Consider the following 17,690-nt stretch of genomic DNA (forward strand, 5'->3'; position numbering starts at 1 on the left):
CGCCAACACACCTGTCGCGCGAACAGCGTCGCGAATTTTAGATTTTGCCGACCAGGTCCAGAGACGGCGCCAGAGTTGCGTCACCTTCTTTCCATTTTGCCGGGCATACTTCGCCTGGGTGAGAAGCGACATACTGCGCGGCCTTGATTTTACGCAGCAGGTCAGAGGCATCACGGCCGATACCTTCAGCGGTAACTTCGATTGCCTGGATAATACCCTGCGGGTCGACAACGAAAGTTGCGCGGTCAGCCAGGCCTTCACCTTCACGCATATTGTCAAAGTTACGGGTCAGGGCGCCAGTCGGGTCGCCGATCATCGCATATTTGATTTTAGCGATGGTTTCGGAGCTGCTGTGCCATGCTTTGTGGGTAAAGTGAGTATCGGTAGAGACGGAGTAAACGTCTACGCCCAGCTTCTGCAGCTCTTCGTAATGGTCTGCCACATCACCCAGTTCAGTCGGGCAAACGAAGGTGAAGTCAGCCGGGTAGAAGAAGAAGACGCTCCAGCGGCCTTCAGTATCTTTCTCGGTAACTTCAATAAATTCACCGTTTTTGAACGCCTGGTTTTTAAAAGGTTTGATTTTGGTATTAATTAAGGACATCTATACTTCCTCCGTGTTTTCGTTGAGGTCTACGTTAACGAATTTTTACTGACCCGACCAATGCGTTTGCATTATCAAATCAATAAGCGTTATCTAACAACCGGAACAAGACAACCTTGTGAACCCGTTAACGCCGCAGCGGCCTTCCGCGCATTTTCGCGTTATAAGTCGCTGAAACGTAAAAAGGCCACCCTTTCAGGTGGCCCCGTTACCTGAAACACCCGCGGGTAGGTTCAGCGCCAGCTAACTGGCTACGTGTTGCGCTCTACACCTTAATGTAACAGCTTAAGGATTACATCACCCACAGAATCAAAGGACAATCCACTCCGTCGCAGGTCTTGCCTATGATTGTAATAGGTTTCACCGCTATACTGACTTTTTCATCAATCCATATAAGGAATAGCAATGCTAAAACGTCTGATTTTGCTGAGTTTTATACCGTTTTTCGGCTATGCCGAGGATCTTCCCGCACCGGTAAAAGCCATAGAACAGCAGGGCATAACCATCATCAAACCTTTCGAAGCGCCGGGCGGAATGAAAGCCTGGTTAGGCAAATATCAGGACATGGGGGTCGCTATCTACCTGACGCCCGACGGCAAGCATGCGATTTCTGGCTATATGTATGATGAGAAGGGAAACAATCTTAGCGAACAGTTATTTCAAAAAGAGCTGTACACGCCAGCAGGCCAGCAAATGTGGAAAAAACTGGGCACAGCAGACTGGCTACTTGATGGTAAAAAAGAGGCGCCCATCGTCCTGTATGTCTTTGCCGATCCCTTTTGCCCCTACTGCAAACAGTTCTGGCAACAGGCGCGCCCGTGGGTAGAATCAGGCAAAGTTCAGTTACGTACCTTATTGGTCGGCGTGATCAAACCAGAAAGCCTGACAATGGCCGCGGCCATACTCGCCAGTCAGGATCCGGCAAAAAACTGGAATGACTACGAACTCGCCAACGGAAAAACACAAATATCCGTCCCGACCGCCATCCAGCCAGAACAGATGAAAATACTTAAATCCAATCAGCAATTAATGGATGAACTCGGCGCTGACGTCACTCCCGCTATTTACTACATGAATAATGAAAATGCGCTTCAGCAAGCTATCGGACTACCTGATAAACAAAAGCTGCAAATAATGATGGGTGAAAAGTAAAAATGGCTACCCTCGCGTCATCTGCCGGATGTTACCGTTTGTTCACTCAAGGTTCTTCGCCGGACAGGTTCCTGTTTCAGCCCTTGAATTCCACTTAATTTCCTGCCCCGGCCATGCATGTCATACATGATTATGATATATAACTGTCTAAGATGAATGGCAATCCGGAATCAGACAGTGTATCGTTTTCTTGTGGTGTAGCGGCTCACGTCTTACCCGACCGGAAAAATCAGCCATATCATCAAATCAGGTATTCCGCGCAAGCGAAACGCCAACAGGCAATTCCAAAAGAACGCACTTTATCAGCAATCTGCGATATTATATTTCTCTTTTATTTTCGCCAGCTTAACAGGATGTTGACAATGGCTAATCTCTACGCACTTAAAAAATTCGATCTTAATCTTCTGGTGATTTTTGAATGCATTTATCAGCATTTAAGTATCAGTAAAGCAGCTGAAATGCTATTTATTACGCCATCGGCAGTCAGCCAGTCGCTTCAGCGCTTACGCACTCAGCTCAACGATCCGCTGTTTGTTCGCTCTGGCAAAGGCATTATTCCTACAGCGGTCGGTATTAATCTGCACCATCATCTGGAAAAAAATCTTAACCAGATTGAACACACCATCAATATCACCCATCAGCTGCAGTTAAAAAAACGGCTGGTTGTTTATACACCGCAACTTTTTATTACGCAAAAAATAACAAATCTGATTCAGATGTTATTACGTGAATCAAAACTGTGTCTGGAGCATCACGATCTGTTGACATCCGAAGAATCCGTGGAAAATCTGTTAGCCCATCGAAAAGCCGACCTGATATTTAGCCCCGTGCCAGTCTCTTCTCGCGCAATAGTATGCAAGCCCATTCAGACGCTGGAAACGGCTCTCGTGTGTAGCAAAAATCATCCCCGACTGGCATCATTAACCACAACAACAGCCATATGTCGGGAAGGCTTCACGCATCACCTGGCAAATGGTAATGAAAGTAAATTTTTTCAGCGTCTGGCGACGGGGATACATTCTGATATAACAGTATCTTTTAGCAGCGATTCATACATCGCCATCCTTAATGTTATTCAACAAACCGAACTCATTGGTTTTGTACCAACCTGTATTTTACAACAAATAAACTTTAAGAATAAATTTAACATCATCAAGAGCACGTTCAGTATCCCTGACCTCACTATTTATATGATCTACAACCGAATTAAGCTTAATGAACCTATTTTTTCAACGTTTATCAATGACTGCGAAACAAAGCATATTTACTTATAACAAACATAATGTCATTCATCGAACACGTAATAACTTCTCTTCTGGCAGGGAAAAGAATATGACTGATACACAGATCATTCGCAATGCCAGCAAACACAGACAAGCGGCAACGCATTAAGTCTGAACGCCTGGAAGCATTACGCCCGAGCAAATCAGCGGTCCTCGGAGAAAATCCGACGACCGCTAATGCGCTCAGGCACGATGTGCAGACCCACTACAGGCGGCACAGGCGTTCCGCCGCAGCCAGCAGCGTGGCTGGCTGCTTCGCGAAGCACAGACGTATTAACTTATGTGGGAATGGTCCAGCGCAGAACACCGACAGCGGGATCGCCGCAACGCCGATTTCGGTAGTCAACCAGCGGCAAAAACTCACATCATCCAGATCCGAAATAGCACTATAATCCGCCAGCAAAAAATAAGTCCCTTCACAGGCCAGAACGTTCAGACGACTGTCGCGCAGCGCATCAACAAACAGATCCCGGCGCTCGCGGTAAAACGCCGGCAACTGGCGATAGTGATCCGGTTCGCGACGCAGCATATCGGCAATCGCCAGTTGAGCTGGCGTATTCACCGAAAAAGTCAGGTACTGGTGGACTTTACGCAGTTCGGCGCTAATGGCGGCAGGCGCCACGCAATAACCCACCTTCCAGCCGGTCATATGAAAAGTTTTACCGAACGAAGACACCGCGACCGCGCGCTCACGTAGCTGCGGATGAGCCAGCACGCTGGCATGCCCGTCAGCGGCAAAACAGATATGTTCGTAGACTTCATCGCTAATCACATAAATTTCCCGGTCGGCAATTGCCTGCCACAGGGCGGCGAAATCTTCACGCCGCCACACGGTCGCGGACGGGTTATGCGGAGTATTGAGGATCACCAGCCGGGTTTTGTCGCTAAGCGTCGCGGCGAACTGCTGCCAGTCCACGCGAAAATGGGGTGGCTGAAGAGCAATGCGCTTCAGCACGCCGCCAGACAGTTCAACCGCCGGGGCATAGCTATCATAACTAGGGTCGAAGCAGACAACTTCGTCGCCGGTACGCACCAGCGCGGTGATCGCCGCATACAGCGCTTCTGTCGCTCCTGCGGTCACAGTTACATCGCTGTTGGCATCGGGACGATAGCCGTATAGCTCTTCGGTTTTATCGACAATCGCTTCACGTAATGCGACAACACCGGTCATCGGCGCATACTGGTTCGCGCCCTGTGCGACATGGTAAGCCAGTCGCTCCTGCAAATAGCGTGGACCGTCAAAATCGGGGAACCCCTGCGACAGGTTAATCGCCTGGTGCTGCTGCGCCAAGGCACTCATTTGGGTAAAAATAGTCGTGCCGAGCGAAGGGAGTTTACTCTCAGGAATCAGTGGTTTATTGCTCATTCTTTGTGTACCGTCTGTGATGCTGTTGTTGAAGCCACTATAACACGGTGTTAATATTTGGCAATCAAGACGCTTAGACGTCTAAATGATAATGTTATTTCACTAATGAATGATTGAAAAACAACTATCATCACAACACCATCGTCAGCACGACACACCGCTCACTCTGGAGAACTCATGATCCGCGCTATCGTGACCGATATTGAAGGCACCACCAGCGACATTCGCTTCGTCCACAACATCCTGTTTCCGTACGCCCGCGAACGCCTGGCCCCTTTCGTCACCGCTCAGCAGTTTGTCGAGCCGGTAAAGACCATTCTCGATAACCTGCGCGAAGAGATCGCCGAACCTGCCGCCACGACAGAACGGCTTATTGCTACCCTGTTTGCTTTTATGGATGAAGATCGCAAATCCACTGCCCTGAAGGCGCTGCAGGGCATTATCTGGCGCGAAGGCTATGTCAATGGCGACTTCACCGGACACATTTATCCTGACGTTCTCCCGGCACTGGAAAAGTGGAAATCACAGGGCATTGATTTATATATATATTCATCAGGCTCCGTTGCTGCGCAGAAATTGTTATTTGGCTACAGCGCTGAAGGTGATATGACTCATTTATTCAACGGCTATTTCGATACCCGGGTAGGCGCCAAACGTGACGTGCAGTCCTACCGTAATATTGCTGAACAGCTGGGACATCCTCCTGGCGCCATTCTGTTCCTGTCCGATATCCATCAGGAACTGGATGCCGCAGAAGAGGCTGGTTTCCATACCCTGCAACTGGTACGGGGCGACCGCGATCCAGCCAGCCACCACCCACAGGTTCAGCATTTTGACGACATTCATCCGGAGCAGATCCCAGCATGAGCGCATTAACTATTTTTTCTGTTACAGACCCGCAAAACCACCGCTGGCACAGCAGCGACGCCGCCGAGATCCAGCAGCAGCTCAACGCCAAAGGCGTACGTTTCGAGCGCTGGCAGGCTGACCGCGATTTAGGCCCGGCGCCAACCCCGGAAACGGTGATTGCTGCCTACCAACACGCCATTGATAAACTCGTTGCCGAGAAAGGCTATCAAAGCTGGGACGTGATCAGCCTGCGGGCGGATAACCCGCAGAAAGCGGCGCTACGGGAAAAATTCCTGAATGAACATACCCATGGAGAAGACGAAGTGCGTTTCTTCGTTGAGGGAGCCGGTCTCTTCTGCCTGCATATTGGCGATGAAGTTTTCCAGGTACTGTGCGAAAAGAACGATTTAATTTCCGTTCCCGCCCACACGCCGCACTGGTTTGATATGGGTTCAGAGCCTAACTTCACCGCCATTCGCATCTTCGATAACCCGGAAGGCTGGATCGCCCGGTTTACCGGCGACGACATCGCTAACGCCTACCCGCGTCTGGCGTAACGCCGGGATTCCACCGACGGAATCACTCCGCCGGTGGAGAACAATACCGGCTTATTCACCCACATAGCGGCGGCGCATCAGCTCACACTCGAACAGGAATTCCAGTCCTTCCAGTTGACGACGGGCCTCGTTGATATCTTTTCCCCAGCAGGTCAGACCATGACCGCGCAGCAGAAAGCCGTAACGCAACGGGTTGGTTTGCGCATAGTCTTCAATGCGCGCCGCCAGCGCGTCGATATCCTGATCGTTATCGAAAATCGCCACCGGTACGGTATCAAGATGACTGTGCTGACCGGTCAGGGTTTTCTGCATTTCGTAGCCCTGTAGCGACAGGGTGGCGCTTTTTTCAATGCGCGACAGTACGGTCGCATTGACGGTATGAACGTGCAACACAAAATTAGCTTCCGGGAACAAACGGTAGACCAGCGTATGCAGGCCCGTTTCAGCGGAGGGTTTTCGCCCGGAAGGGGCTTTATTGCTGGCGATCTCGACCTGAAGGAAATCTGCCGACGTCAGGCTGCCTTTATCGCGCCCGGACTCGCTGAGCCAGCACCAGGTCTCATCCTGACGCGCCGACATATTGCCGCCGGTGGCCGGTGCCCAGCCTTTCGCTCCGATCCAATGACAGGTGGTGACCAGTTGCGCGACTCTTTCTTGCCACATAGCAGTTCCTCAGTTTAGCGATGTTATATTTAGCCATCTAAATGGCTATTCATCCGATACTAACATCGCCGGACCAACGGAACAATATTTCATAAAAAGCACACATTAATAATGGTTATATCAAAAACACATATCAAATTACTGTTTTTCACAGTGAAGTCACCGTGAATTTTCATGGCGTCAATATTACCGGCTGCAGACAGGTAAAAAAGCGGGAAATTATGTGGTGGAGAGGACACAAAATGCGCCCGCAGAAACCGGGCGCATAAGTGGTTACAGGGCCGTCGCGGCCATATCAATCACAAAGCGGTATTTCACCTCTCCCTTCAACATCCGGCTGAACGCCGCTTCGACGTCCTCGCCGCGAATCATCTCCACGTCGGCGGTAATGTTGTGCTGGCCGCAGAAATCAAGCATCTCCTGAGTCTCCTGAATGCTACCGATTGAGGTGCCGGTGATGCTCAGACGGCGGAACACCAGCGGCGTCACGTCCGGCGACGGATGCGGGCTATCGGGGATCCCCACCAGTACCAGACGACCGTTGGTTTTCAGGGTCGCCAGATACGGATCAAGGTCATGTGGCGCAGCGACGCAGTCAAGAATGATATCAAGGCTGGCAACACAGGCCGCCATCTGCTCGCTATCGCGGGAAACCACTACCCTGCTCGCGCCCAGACGCCGCGCGTCTTCGCCTTTTTCCGGCGAGGTCGTAAACAGCGTCACCTCCGCGCCCAGCGCGCTGGCCAACTTAACCGCCATATGCCCCAACCCGCCAAGACCAATTACTCCGACGCAGTCCCCCGGCTTCACACCGAAGTGGCGCAGCGGCGACCAGACGGTAACGCCCGCGCACAGCAGCGGCGCGACGCCAGGCAGATCGAGATTCTCCGGCACGCGCACCACAAAGCGCTGGTCAACCACGATATTCTGCGCGTAGCCGCCGCGAGTCAGCTCACCCGTATAGCGATCTTTACCGTTATACGTTGGCGTAAAGCCCGCGTCGCAATATTGCTCTTCATGCTGTTGGCAGAACGCGCAATGACCGCAGGAGTCGACCATTACGCCAACCCCGACCAGTTGACCCGGCGTAAAGCGCGTTACCGCTTTTCCGCTTTGCCGGACCCGGCCAACGATTTCGTGACCCGGCACCAGCGGATACTGGCTGACGCCCCATTCGTTGCGCGCCATATGCAGGTCGGAGTGGCATACGCCGCAGTAGAGAATATCGATCAGCACATCGTTATCCTGGACATCGCGCAGGGAAATCTCCCCTACCCGCAGCGGCTGGTCGGCGGCGGTCGCCATCATTCCACGAATCTTCATCTTTACCTCAGATCTGGCTATAAAAGGGGCGCACACTATAGACACATGGCTTCCATATTGGTAGTAGTTACCATTTGGTTACCATAAAGAAAGGGAGCGAAAATGCCGGTTATCGTCGATGGCAAACTCTGTTTTTATGCCGATTCCGCCCCGCGACGGCTGATGGATCTTTTTTCCGTAAAATGGTCTTCCATGGTGCTGCACGCCCTGTGGCACTGGCCGAATCATCGCTGCCGCACCGCTGAACTACAGCGCAGCCTGCAGGGCATTTCCAAAAAGATGCTGATCCAGACTCTGCGCGAACTGGAGATGCGCGGGCTGATTAGCCGCCATGTATATCCTGTCGTGCCGCCAAAAGTGGAATATGAGCTGACCGGTTTGGGCAAAACCTTCGCCTGGCCCATCGAGCAGATGTATCAGTGGGGGCTGGAAAACCAGGCCGCGCTTGATGCGATGGAAGAACATTACCGGGCAGCGATGGAGAACGGCACCTCGTCCTGAAAACACGCTCATCTGCGGCTCTCGCCGGGCGATAAGGCGCCTGATGCGGGTCTGAACGGAACGGGCGGCTAATCAAAACCGACGAAGACAAAACCGGGTTCTGTTGCAGATTGCTGACAACGCCTTCTTCTGAAATTGCCCGGCGTCGCGTTTAGCCGCTTTACTGTTATCAATTGCGGCTGTCGATAACCCCGAACGACAGCCGCTTCACGCTTTAATCCCTTCTCAGGCTCTTTCTGGCGCGAACGCCCCGGCCGCCACCTGCTGCGGGGTCACCACGCCGCTATCCAGCACCCAGCCGCTAATCAGCGTCGCAGGCGTGACGTCAAATGCCGGATTGTAGACTTCGGCCTCTTTCGGCGCCCACTGAACCGCGCCGAAACTGCCGGCGACGCCGGTGACTTCCGCTGCCGCTCGCTGTTCAATGGGAATGGCAGCGCCGTTCGGACAATGGCGATCAAGGGTGGTCTGCGGCGCAGCGACGTAAAACGGGATCTGGTGATACTTTGCCAGTACCGCCAGCGAATAGGTGCCGATTTTATTCGCCACATCACCATTGGCGGCGATACGGTCAGCACCGACCCACACCGCGTCAACCTCTCCCCGAGCCATCAGGCTGGCAGCCATCGAATCGGTAATCAGCCGATACGGTACGCCCAGTTCCCCCAGTTCCCAGGCAGTCAGCCGCCCGCCCTGTAACAGAGGCCGGGTTTCATCCACCCACACGTTCGCCACTTTCCCCTGCTGATGCGCCAGCGCTATCACCCCCAGCGCGGTCCCCACTCCCGCCGTCGCCAGACCGCCGGTATTGCAGTGGGTTAACAGGCGGCTGCCCGGTGTCACCAGCGCGCTACCCGCCTCCGCAATGCGGGCGCAAAGTTGTTTATCTTCCTCGATCAGGCGCAGCGCTTCCACTTCCAGCGCCTGAGGATAGTTATCTTCCGCCAGCGTCAGCTTCATGCGGTCAAGATTATTCATCAGGTTCACCGCCGTCGGACGCGCGGCGCGCAGCGTCTCCAGCGCCCCGGACAGCTCGTCGCGGCTCAGCCCACGCTGAGCCAGCAGCGCCAGCAGCAGGCTGGCGGAGAGGCCAATCAGCGGCGCGCCGCGCACCCGCAGCGCAAGAATGTGATCCACCAGAAGGGGAACGCTATCCGCCGCCAGCCAGCGCTTTTCCTGCGGCAGGGCCTGCTGGTCAAGAATAAACAACTGATTTTCGCTCACCCGCAGGCTGGTGGTCTGTAGTCTCTGCATTTAGTTAAATCCCTGTTGCGTTGTTGTATCACATTGTGTCAGGATGGAATCCAGAAGTATAGACGTCTGAATGGCTTAATCAGAATTTTGAGGATCGAGGTAATGTCGCAATACCATACTTTCACAGCCAGCGATGCGGTGGCTTACGCACAACAATTTGGCGGACTCGAGAACCCGTCAGAACTGGTGTCCGCACAGGAAGTGGGCGACGGCAACCTTAACCTGGTGTTTAAAATTTTTGATACGCAGGGCGTTAGCCGGATTATTGTTAAGCAGGCCCTGCCCTACGTGCGCTGCGTGGGGGAATCCTGGCCGCTGACCCTCGACCGCGCCCGTCTTGAGGCGCAAACCCTGGTAGCCCACTATCAGCACTGCCCGCAGCACACGGTGCACATTGTGCATTTTGATCCCGAACTGGCGGTCATGGTGATGGAAGATCTCTCCGATCACCGCATCTGGCGCGGTGAGTTGATTAACAACGTGTACTACCCGCTCGCCGCCAGCCAACTGGGAGAATATCTGGCCCGGGTGTTGTTCCATACCAGCGACTTTTATCTGCATCCGCATCAGAAAAAAGCCCTGGTGGCGCAATTTATCAATCCGGAAATGTGCGAAATCACCGAAGACCTGTTCTTTAACGACCCGTATCAGGTTCACGAGCGCAATAACTATCCGTCCGCGCTGGAAGCCGACGTTGCCGCCCTGCGTGATGACGCGCAGCTCAAACTGGCCGTTGCCGCGCTGAAGCACCGTTTCTTCTCCCATGCCGAAGCGCTGCTGCACGGCGATATTCACAGCGGCTCGATTTTCGTCGCCGAGGGCAGCTTTAAAGCTATCGACGCCGAGTTCGGTTATTTCGGCCCCATGGGCTTCGATATCGGCACCGCCATCGGCAATCTGCTGCTCAATTATTGCGGTCTGCCGGGGCATCTGGGCATTCGCGATGCCGCCGCCGCCCGCGAACAGCGCCTCAGCGATATTCAGCAATTCTGGAATACCTTCGCCGAACGTTTCCAGGCGCTGGCGGCGGAGAAAACCCACGACGCAGCGCTGGCTTATCCCGGCTATGCCTCCGCGTTTCTGAAAAACGTGTGGGCCGATGCGATTGGCTTCTGCGGAACCGAGCTGATTCGCCGCAGCGTCGGGCTGTCCCACGTTGCCGATATCGACACGATTCAGGACGAAGCCATGCGCCACGAATGTCTGCGCCACGCCATCGCCCTGGGTAAAACGCTGATTGTGATTGCCGGGCGAATCGACAGTGTCGAAGAGCTGATCGCCCGCATTCGTCAGCACGGTTGACGCGTTATCTGCCGGGCGGCGCCTGACGCCTTGCCCGGCCTACAGTCCGGGCGTTTACCCGCCCGGTAATCACTGCGCCGCCCGGCAAAAAGCTACCCCAGATACTCAATCACCGACAGTCCGCCATTATAGTCGGTGCTGTAGATAATCCCCTGCGCATCGACAAACACGTCGCAGGACTGGATCACCCGCGGACGCCCGGGGCGGGTATCCATCATTTTCGCTGGCGCGGCGGGCACCAGCGCCCCGGTTTCCACCGGTCGATAAGGATTGGAAATATCGTAAGCACGCACTCCCGCATTCTGGTAAGTGGCAAAAATCAGCGTTGAGCTAATAAAGCTGCCAGGGCGGTTCTCATGCAGATTATGCGGGCCGAAATGCGCCCCTTTCGCCACATAGTCCGTCTCATCCGGCTGCGGGAAGGTGGAGATACTCACCGGGTTCGCCGGGTCGCGAATATCAAACAACCAGATCAGTTTCTCGCCGTCCTGCTGGTTATCCAGCACCGCCTCATCAAGCACCACCAGCAGATCCCGGTCCGGCAGCGGCAACGCGGTGTGCGTGCCGCCGCCAAACGGCGGGCTCCAGTTACGGTGACTAATCAGCTTCGGCTGAGTGCGATCTTTAATATCAAGCAGCGTCAGACCGCCATCGCGCCAGCTACCGTAGGCGGTATCCCCGGCGATAATCGCGTGGTGCAGCGCGTAGCGCTTACCTTCCGGCCACTGCGGGGTTTCGCCCGCCGCCTGATTCATTCCCGGCAGCCACCAGCGTCCGGCGACTTCCGGCTTGCGTGGGTCGGCCAGATCGATAGTCAGGAAGATGTAGTCGCTAAAACCGTCGATCAGCGCGGAAACGTAGGCCCAGCGTCCGCCGACGTACCAGATCCGATGAATACCGATCCCGTTCAGCGACAGAAAGCTGATTTCGCGCGGTGTATCCGGGGTCGAAATATCAAAAATCCGCAGCCCGGCGCTCCAGCCCCGATCCTGTACATCGCTGACCGTCTCGCCCACCGAGCGGGTGTAGTAAACCTTCTCATCGGCAAAGCGCGTATCGGCAAAAAGATCCCTTGCGTTGATCACCAGCAGTAGATCGTCGTGCGCCTGTAAATGGACGTTCCAGGTACCCGGCGGCGCGGCGATATAATTGACCGTGCGCGGATTTTTAGGATCGCGCACGTCCACCACTGAAAACCCCTGCGACACCATATGGCCAATATAGGCAAAGCCACGGTGCACCATCAACTGAACGCCGTCCGGACGTCCCCCCTGATCGCTGTGCCCAATCAGCCGCATATTACGGCTATATTCGGGACGTGGTAATTCAGTCACCTTAAGCTCCTTTTGCCGGATGGCGGCTGCGCCTTATCCGGCCGACAATATCACTGGCCCGGTAAGCGCAGCGCCTGCGGGATTACTTGTTTTTTGCTTCCAGCGTAGCAAACCACGGGGCGACAAAATCTTCAGTCTGGCCCCAGCCCGGAATAATTTTCCCCAGCGAGGCGACGTTGACCGCCCCAGGTTGCGCCGCCAGCAGCGCCTGCGGAATCGCCGCCGCTTTAAAGTCGTAGGTCGCCGGGGTCACTTCACCGGCAATCTTATTGGCGATCAGGCGCACGTTAGTGGCGCCGATAAGCTTCGGATCCACCGCCACGCTCACTTTCCACGGGCTGCCGGGTTCGCGCATCAGTTGCAGATCCTGGTTGGAAATATCAATGCTGTAGAGTTTGATCTCAGTGCGACCATTCTCTTTCAGCGCCTTATAAGCGCCCTGGCTGAAAGCATCCCAGGTTCCCCAGATGGCATCAATTTTGCCTTTCGGGTATTTGGCTAAGATCGCGCCGACTTTGTTGGCGGTATCGCCCTGCACATCGGAAGAGACGGCGCCGATGGATTCCAGCTCCTTAATGCCGGGATTTTGTTTAAGCAGCGTCTGATAAGCGGCCTGACGACGCTCCATCGGCGGGAAACCTGCGACCCACAGTTTGATGATATTGGCTTTGCCGTGGAAATCTTTCACCAGTTGGCCAAACGAGAGTTCCGTCAGGGAAGCATCATCCTGCTGAGTCACGGTCACGCCAGGGATCTCGCCATTGATCGCAGTATCAAAGACCGATACTTTAATCCCGGCATCCACGGCTTTTTTCACCAGCGCGGTAGCATAGGGATCGCGTGCCTGAGAAAGAATAATGCCGTCATATTTCTGGCTGATGGCCTGGTTTACGAAATCCTGAAATTTGGCATCATCGCCATTGCTGAGGAAGGTGCTGATTTTAAAACCGAGCTTTTTCCCCTCCTGAATCGCTCCGGCGACAAACTGAGTGGTGTTATCGTCGGAACCGAGGTTACGGATCACCGCAATACGAATCGGGCCGTGATGTTCGGCAATCGCCGCCGGAACTGGCGCTGGCGTTTCAGCAAAGGCCGCCGCAGAATTAAACAACCCTAATGCGATGAGTGAAAGCGTTATCTTTTTCATAGTGTTTGCCCTGTAAAATGTTAGGTGCGGCGCTGAAAATAGGTCAGTGCAAGCGCGCCAGCCAGCACCAGCCCTTTAATAATGTCCATTGCGTAATACGGCACCGAGAGCATCACCAGGCCATTGGAGAGCACGCCCAAAATCACCGCGCCTACCAGCGTCCCGAGGGCGTTCGGCTTACCGCTACCGGCCAGCGAGAAGCCGATCCATGCCGCCGCCACCGCATCCATCAGGTAGCCGCTACCGGCGTTGACCTGCGATGATCCAATGCGCGAGGCCAGAAGAATGCCGCCGAGCCCGGCCAGCAGAGACGCGATCACATAAGCCGCCACTTTGTAACGGGTGATCCGCAGGCCGGAGAGACGCGCCGCTTCCGGGTTGCCGCCAATGGCGTACATCCGCCGCCCGTGGGTAGTGAAAGAGAGCGCTAGCTGGGCGATGACGGTCACCACCAGCATAATGATGACAATCGTCGGCACCTGTCCCAGCAAACCGAACGCGGCTGGAATAGTGCCCTCTGCCATATCCCCGCTCGGCAGTACCATGTTTTCGGTGATCGACCCGCCATAGCTATAGGTCATCGCCACGCCCTGAATCACGAACAGACTGGCAAGCGTCGCCAGCATGTCGGGAATACGCAGGATCACAATCAGAAACGCGTTAAACAGCCCCACAAGAGTACAGAGTGCCAGGGTGACAACAATTGCCTCGGTGGCGCCAAAGCCGTGCCAGACAAAGAGTGAGATGACCAGCGCATTAGCCAGCGAGGCGGTTGAGCCCACCGAAAGATCAAAACCGCCGACCGTCAGCGAGATCGACACGCCGATGGCAATCACCGTCACAATAGCAATGGAGCGCAGGATATTGATAATGTTAAACGGGTCAAGGAAGTTGTCCGATGCCAGGCCAAAAACGGCAATCAGCAACACCACGGTCAGCAGCATGCCCCATTTGTAGAGAAAATCGAAAAATCGCTGACGGCCTGATACCGCCGCGTTAACTGTCAGGGCCTTGCTCACGCTGCTGCTCCTCCGGTGGAGTAATAAAGAATGTTCTCTTCCCGGGCCTCATCGCCCGGAATTTCTGCAACGATGCGCCCGTCCCACAGCACGCAGATGCGATCGCACAGGCCAACCAGTTCGGCGAATTCGCCCGAGGCGTAAATCACCCCTTTGCCTTCCCGCGCCAGACCATCAATCAGATTGAACAAATCCGTTTTCGCTTTCACATCAACGCCTTTGGTCGGCTCATCGAAAATCAGCACATTGGCGTTGCCGCGCAGCCATTTGCCGATCGCCACTTTCTGCTGATTGCCGCCGGAGAGACGTCGCAGGGTCTGCGCCGGTCCGGAAGTGCGGATCCCCACGCGGGCGATCACCTCTTCCGCCCAGCGCCAGGCCTGACGATGACCAAACAGGCTCCAGCGGGAGAAGCTGTTATCGGCGCTGACCGCCAGATTCATCGCCACCGGCTCTTCGATAAAGATCCCCTCTTTGCGCCGCTCTTCCGGCACCAGCGCCAGGCCGCGAGCCACCGAATCCGCTGGATCGCGCGGTCGCCACGGCTGGTTATTGAGTTCCCCGCGCGTCAGGCGACATTTGCTGGCGCCAAACAGCGCCTTACACAGTTCGGTTTTCCCGGCGCCCGCCAGCCCGGCAATGCCGAGAATTTCCCCTTTACGCAGACGCAGCGAGATCCCCTGTAGCAGCTTTTCGTCATGCAGACCGTCGATCTGCAACAGCACCTCATCGCTATGCGGGGGACGCTTCGGCGGGAAGATATCGCGGAGTTCATGGCCGAGCATCTTCTCGACGATCTGTTCGCCGCTCAGTTCAGCCATCGGCCCGCTCTCAACCAGGCAACCATCGCGCAACACCGTCAGGGTGTCGCAAATCGCTTTTAACTCATGAATGCGGTGTGAGATAAACACCACGCCAATACCCTGCTGCTGCAGGCGGCGAACCACCGCAAACAGGCGCTCGCTTTCGTTTTGGTCCAGCGGCGCAGTAGGCTCGTCAAGAATCAGAAAGCGGCAATGGTGAGACAAGGCGCGGGCCAGCAGGATTTGCTGTTTTTCCGCCAGCGAACAGCTCTCGATTGAACGCCGCACGTCAAGGGTGACGTCAAGTTGAGTCAGCGCCTCGCGCGCCAGCTGGCGCAGTCGCCCCCAGCGAAAGGCGATACCCGGCTCCGCCAGCCGGTCGAGCATAATGTTTTCCGCAATGCTCAGACCTGGCACCAGCGCAACATCGACCTCCTGCTGCACCAGATGAATGCCGAGCTGTTTGGCATCGCGCGGCGAACGAATGCTTACCGGATGATTGTTGATAATCACCTCACCTTCATAGTGGGCGTGCGTACCACATAGCACCGCCATCAGCGTGGATTTACCCGCGCCGTTGGCTCCGGTCAGCGCATGTACTGAACCGCCCTTCAGCGTGAAAGAGACGTTACTCAGCGCCCGAAAGCCGGAAAAAGCCAGGCTAATGTTTTGCATCTCAAGGCGATTGCCGGTCATCTCCTGTACCCTGTCGATTAATCTTCTGATTTAACGAATTTTTCATAGCTGCCCTTGACTGACAAATGCATAAAAGGCATAAGATAAAACGAAATATTATTAGCCATCCGGATGTCCAGACATAACATCAGGTTAGCGAAACAGAATAAGGACAACATTTATGTGTCATAGCGATATCCGCGTGGTCCCCGGCCCCGCCAACTACTACTCCCATCCCGGCAGCCTTACCCGATTACATGATTTTTACAGCGCAGAGCAGCTTTCACGCGCGGTGTGGGTTTATGGCGAGCGGGCTATCGCTGGCGCGCAGGCTTTCCTCCCGGATACCTTTAACGCAGTCGGTGCGAAAAAAATCTTATTTAAAGGGCATTGCAGCGAAAGCGATGTCAGCAAACTGGCCTGCGAGGCCGGCGACGATCGCTCAGTGGTAATTGGCGTCGGCGGCGGCGCGCTGCTGGATACCGCCAAAGCGCTGGCCCGCCGCCTCGGTCTGCCGGTGGTGGCGATCCCCACCATCGCCGCCACCTGCGCGGCGTGGACGCCGCTGTCGGTGTGGTACAACGATGCCGGTCAGGCGCTGCAATTCGAAATCTTTGACGACGCCAACTTCCTTGTTCTGGTGGAGCCGCAGATTATCCTCAACGCGCCGGCGGAGTATCTGCTGGCGGGGATCGGCGATACGCTGGCGAAATGGTATGAAGCGGTGGTACTGGCCCCGCAGCCGGAAACGCTGCCGCTCACCGTGCGCCTCGGCATTAATGGCGCGCTGGCAATCCGCGATGTGCTGCTGGAAAGCAGCGAAACCGCGCTGGCCGACCAGCAGCGCGGTGAACTCACGCAGACTTTCCGCGATGTGGTGGATGCGATTATCGCTGGCGGCGGTATGGTCGGCGGCTTAGGCGAGCGCTATACCCGCGTCGCCGCCGCCCATGCGGTGCATAACGGCCTGACGGTACTGCCGCAGACGGAAAAGTATCTCCACGGCACCAAAGTCGCCTACGGCATTCTGGTGCAGAGCGCCCTGCTCGGTCAGGACGACGTGCTGGCACAGCTGGTGCAGGCGTATCAGCGCTTTAATCTGCCAACTACGCTGGCCGCGCTGGAAGTCGATATCAACAATCGTGAAGATCTGGATAAGGTGATTGCCCATACCCTGCGCCCGGTGGAGTCCATCCATTTTCTGCCGGTTGCGCTGAACGCCGAAACCCTGCGCGCCGCGTTTGAAAAAGTTGAGCGTTTCGCCGGTTAACTGCGTTGTTATACACGCCTCTGCCGCCCGGCGGAGGCGCTCGATGCCCCCCGTAAAGACAATGCCGTTCACTTAAGCAAATCATCGGCGTTGTCTTCGGTTTTATTTGCCAGCGGCAATCGCATTATCGGTGGTTATGGCGAACATGCGCGTTTTTCGTTTTCGCCCATTCAGATTCCGTGGTCAATTCCGTTCACGATAAATTCGCGGATATTCGTTATATCCACAGCGTGTGAACGGGCAGGGGGACGTTTCGCCCGTCCCCCTGCACCCCCGGCATGGCGCTGAAAACCTGCCGCTCCGCGGTCCGCTCCACTCCGGCTTCATCTGGCGGACCGGGCGGGACTCGACGTCCCTGTCTCGACCCGCCCTCTGGCCGCCGTCCTGGCGGCCAGTCCTGGATGCGCGCCTGCGTTCCCGCCAGGTTTCCTTGATGCGCCCAACCCCCATGCGGTGAGTCCGTTATTCGTCAGTGGCTTTTCAGAGGCTGAAAGTCATAAAAAAGTCATATCCTTTATATTTCAGCCCGTATCAGCTCAGTTAGTGAATCAACCGAATTAGATTTTCGTTTAAACCACCGATTAACAGAAC

The 17,690-nt window shown here is 55.2% G+C and carries 16 protein-coding genes; 7 read left to right on the top strand and 9 right to left on the bottom strand.

The genetic code is table 11. The features are described from left to right. Positions 1-37: 37 nt before the first annotated feature. Positions 38-601: an alkyl hydroperoxide reductase subunit C gene (gene ahpC, locus FE839_RS10270; protein WP_138360720.1), complete on the bottom strand. Its 564-nt coding sequence runs from the start codon at positions 599-601 to the stop codon at positions 38-40. 405 nt (positions 602-1,006) lie between these two features. Between ahpC and dsbG the strand changes: the two genes are divergently transcribed. Together dsbG and citR are read left to right on the top strand one after the other, a co-directional pair. Beyond that, complete coding sequence (dsbG, locus tag FE839_RS10275) at positions 1,007-1,753, top strand: thiol:disulfide interchange protein DsbG (protein WP_138360721.1); 747 nt, start codon at positions 1,007-1,009, stop codon at positions 1,751-1,753. A 362-nt stretch (positions 1,754-2,115) separates the two neighbouring features. Further along, positions 2,116-3,027, top strand: a complete 912-nt coding sequence (citR, locus tag FE839_RS10280; RefSeq protein ID WP_138360722.1) for a DNA-binding transcriptional repressor CitR — start codon at positions 2,116-2,118, stop codon at positions 3,025-3,027. 214 nt (positions 3,028-3,241) lie between these two features. On the opposite strand, the gene FE839_RS10285 is transcribed toward citR, so the two are convergent. Continuing rightward, on the bottom strand, positions 3,242-4,387 hold the full coding sequence (locus FE839_RS10285; RefSeq protein ID WP_171034862.1) for a pyridoxal phosphate-dependent aminotransferase: 1,146 nt from the start codon (positions 4,385-4,387) through the stop codon (positions 3,242-3,244). Positions 4,388-4,579: 192 nt separating this feature from the next. Between FE839_RS10285 and mtnC the strand changes: the two genes are divergently transcribed. Together mtnC and FE839_RS10295 are read left to right on the top strand one after the other, a co-directional pair. Beyond that, complete coding sequence (mtnC, locus tag FE839_RS10290; protein WP_138360724.1) at positions 4,580-5,269, top strand: acireductone synthase; 690 nt, start codon at positions 4,580-4,582, stop codon at positions 5,267-5,269. Next, positions 5,266-5,808, top strand: a complete 543-nt coding sequence (locus FE839_RS10295; RefSeq protein ID WP_138360725.1) for a 1,2-dihydroxy-3-keto-5-methylthiopentene dioxygenase — start codon at positions 5,266-5,268, stop codon at positions 5,806-5,808. Before mtnC ends, FE839_RS10295 begins: the two co-directional genes overlap by 4 nt. A 51-nt stretch (positions 5,809-5,859) precedes the next feature. On the opposite strand, the gene FE839_RS10300 is transcribed toward FE839_RS10295, so the two are convergent. After that, positions 5,860-6,471 carry a methylthioribulose 1-phosphate dehydratase gene (locus FE839_RS10300; RefSeq protein ID WP_138360726.1) on the bottom strand — a complete coding sequence of 204 codons (612 nt, stop codon included), beginning with the start codon at positions 6,469-6,471 and terminating at the stop codon, positions 5,860-5,862. A 273-nt stretch (positions 6,472-6,744) separates the two neighbouring features. After that, positions 6,745-7,794: an NAD(P)-dependent alcohol dehydrogenase gene (locus FE839_RS10305; RefSeq protein ID WP_138360727.1), complete on the bottom strand. Its 1,050-nt coding sequence runs from the start codon at positions 7,792-7,794 to the stop codon at positions 6,745-6,747. Between the two features lie 102 nt (positions 7,795-7,896). Between FE839_RS10305 and FE839_RS10310 the strand changes: the two genes are divergently transcribed. Next, positions 7,897-8,295: a winged helix-turn-helix transcriptional regulator gene (locus FE839_RS10310; protein WP_138360728.1), complete on the top strand. Its 399-nt coding sequence runs from the start codon at positions 7,897-7,899 to the stop codon at positions 8,293-8,295. Positions 8,296-8,520: 225 nt separating this feature from the next. On the opposite strand, the gene mtnA is transcribed toward FE839_RS10310, so the two are convergent. Then, entirely contained in the window at positions 8,521-9,549 is a 1,029-nt protein-coding gene (mtnA, locus tag FE839_RS10315) for an S-methyl-5-thioribose-1-phosphate isomerase (RefSeq protein ID WP_138360729.1), read from the bottom strand. 102 nt (positions 9,550-9,651) lie between these two features. On the opposite strand from mtnA, the gene mtnK reads away from it, so the two are divergent. Next, positions 9,652-10,851, top strand: a complete 1,200-nt coding sequence (gene mtnK / locus FE839_RS10320; protein ID WP_138360730.1) for an S-methyl-5-thioribose kinase — start codon at positions 9,652-9,654, stop codon at positions 10,849-10,851. 92 nt (positions 10,852-10,943) lie between these two features. On the opposite strand, the gene FE839_RS10325 is transcribed toward mtnK, so the two are convergent. The 4 genes from FE839_RS10325 to FE839_RS10340 form a co-directional block, all read right to left on the bottom strand. Further along, positions 10,944-12,185, bottom strand: a complete 1,242-nt coding sequence (locus FE839_RS10325; RefSeq protein WP_138360731.1) for an LVIVD repeat-containing protein — start codon at positions 12,183-12,185, stop codon at positions 10,944-10,946. Positions 12,186-12,267: 82 nt separating this feature from the next. Continuing rightward, a complete protein-coding gene (locus FE839_RS10330) occupies positions 12,268-13,332 on the bottom strand; it encodes a sugar ABC transporter substrate-binding protein (RefSeq protein WP_138360732.1) in 1,065 nt (354 codons plus the stop codon). Between the two features lie 20 nt (positions 13,333-13,352). After that, positions 13,353-14,351, bottom strand: coding sequence for an ABC transporter permease (locus tag FE839_RS10335; RefSeq protein WP_138360733.1), 999 nt, complete (start codon positions 14,349-14,351; stop codon positions 13,353-13,355). After that, positions 14,348-15,850 carry a sugar ABC transporter ATP-binding protein gene (locus tag FE839_RS10340; RefSeq protein WP_138360734.1) on the bottom strand — a complete coding sequence of 501 codons (1,503 nt, stop codon included), beginning with the start codon at positions 15,848-15,850 and terminating at the stop codon, positions 14,348-14,350. Before FE839_RS10340 ends, FE839_RS10335 begins: the two co-directional genes overlap by 4 nt. Positions 15,851-16,010: 160 nt before the next feature. Between FE839_RS10340 and FE839_RS10345 the strand changes: the two genes are divergently transcribed. Next, on the top strand, positions 16,011-17,099 hold the full coding sequence (locus tag FE839_RS10345; protein ID WP_138360735.1) for an oxidoreductase: 1,089 nt from the start codon (positions 16,011-16,013) through the stop codon (positions 17,097-17,099). Positions 17,100-17,690 lie beyond the last annotated feature (591 nt).

It is taken from the genome of Klebsiella indica, assembly GCF_005860775.1.
Lineage (GTDB): Bacteria > Pseudomonadota > Gammaproteobacteria > Enterobacterales > Enterobacteriaceae > Klebsiella > Klebsiella indica.

What these genes read in the sequence shown, in the direction of transcription:
- mtnA (WP_138360729.1), bottom strand. Translation starts at nt 9,549, where the DNA reads ATGCAGAGACTACAGACCACCAGCCTGCGGGTGAGCGAAAATCAGTTG.
- citR (WP_138360722.1), top strand. Translation starts at nt 2,116, where the DNA reads ATGGCTAATCTCTACGCACTTAAAAAATTCGATCTTAATCTTCTGGTG.
- FE839_RS10295 (WP_138360725.1), top strand. Translation starts at nt 5,266, where the DNA reads ATGAGCGCATTAACTATTTTTTCTGTTACAGACCCGCAAAACCACCGC.
- FE839_RS10340 (WP_138360734.1), bottom strand. Translation starts at nt 15,850, where the DNA reads ATGACCGGCAATCGCCTTGAGATGCAAAACATTAGCCTGGCTTTTTCC.
- FE839_RS10305 (WP_138360727.1), bottom strand. Translation starts at nt 7,794, where the DNA reads ATGAAGATTCGTGGAATGATGGCGACCGCCGCCGACCAGCCGCTGCGG.
- FE839_RS10345 (WP_138360735.1), top strand. Translation starts at nt 16,011, where the DNA reads ATGTGTCATAGCGATATCCGCGTGGTCCCCGGCCCCGCCAACTACTAC.
- ahpC (WP_138360720.1), bottom strand. Translation starts at nt 601, where the DNA reads ATGTCCTTAATTAATACCAAAATCAAACCTTTTAAAAACCAGGCGTTC.
- mtnC (WP_138360724.1), top strand. Translation starts at nt 4,580, where the DNA reads ATGATCCGCGCTATCGTGACCGATATTGAAGGCACCACCAGCGACATT.
- FE839_RS10300 (WP_138360726.1), bottom strand. Translation starts at nt 6,471, where the DNA reads ATGTGGCAAGAAAGAGTCGCGCAACTGGTCACCACCTGTCATTGGATC.
- FE839_RS10330 (WP_138360732.1), bottom strand. Translation starts at nt 13,332, where the DNA reads ATGAAAAAGATAACGCTTTCACTCATCGCATTAGGGTTGTTTAATTCT.
- dsbG (WP_138360721.1), top strand. Translation starts at nt 1,007, where the DNA reads ATGCTAAAACGTCTGATTTTGCTGAGTTTTATACCGTTTTTCGGCTAT.
- FE839_RS10310 (WP_138360728.1), top strand. Translation starts at nt 7,897, where the DNA reads ATGCCGGTTATCGTCGATGGCAAACTCTGTTTTTATGCCGATTCCGCC.
- mtnK (WP_138360730.1), top strand. Translation starts at nt 9,652, where the DNA reads ATGTCGCAATACCATACTTTCACAGCCAGCGATGCGGTGGCTTACGCA.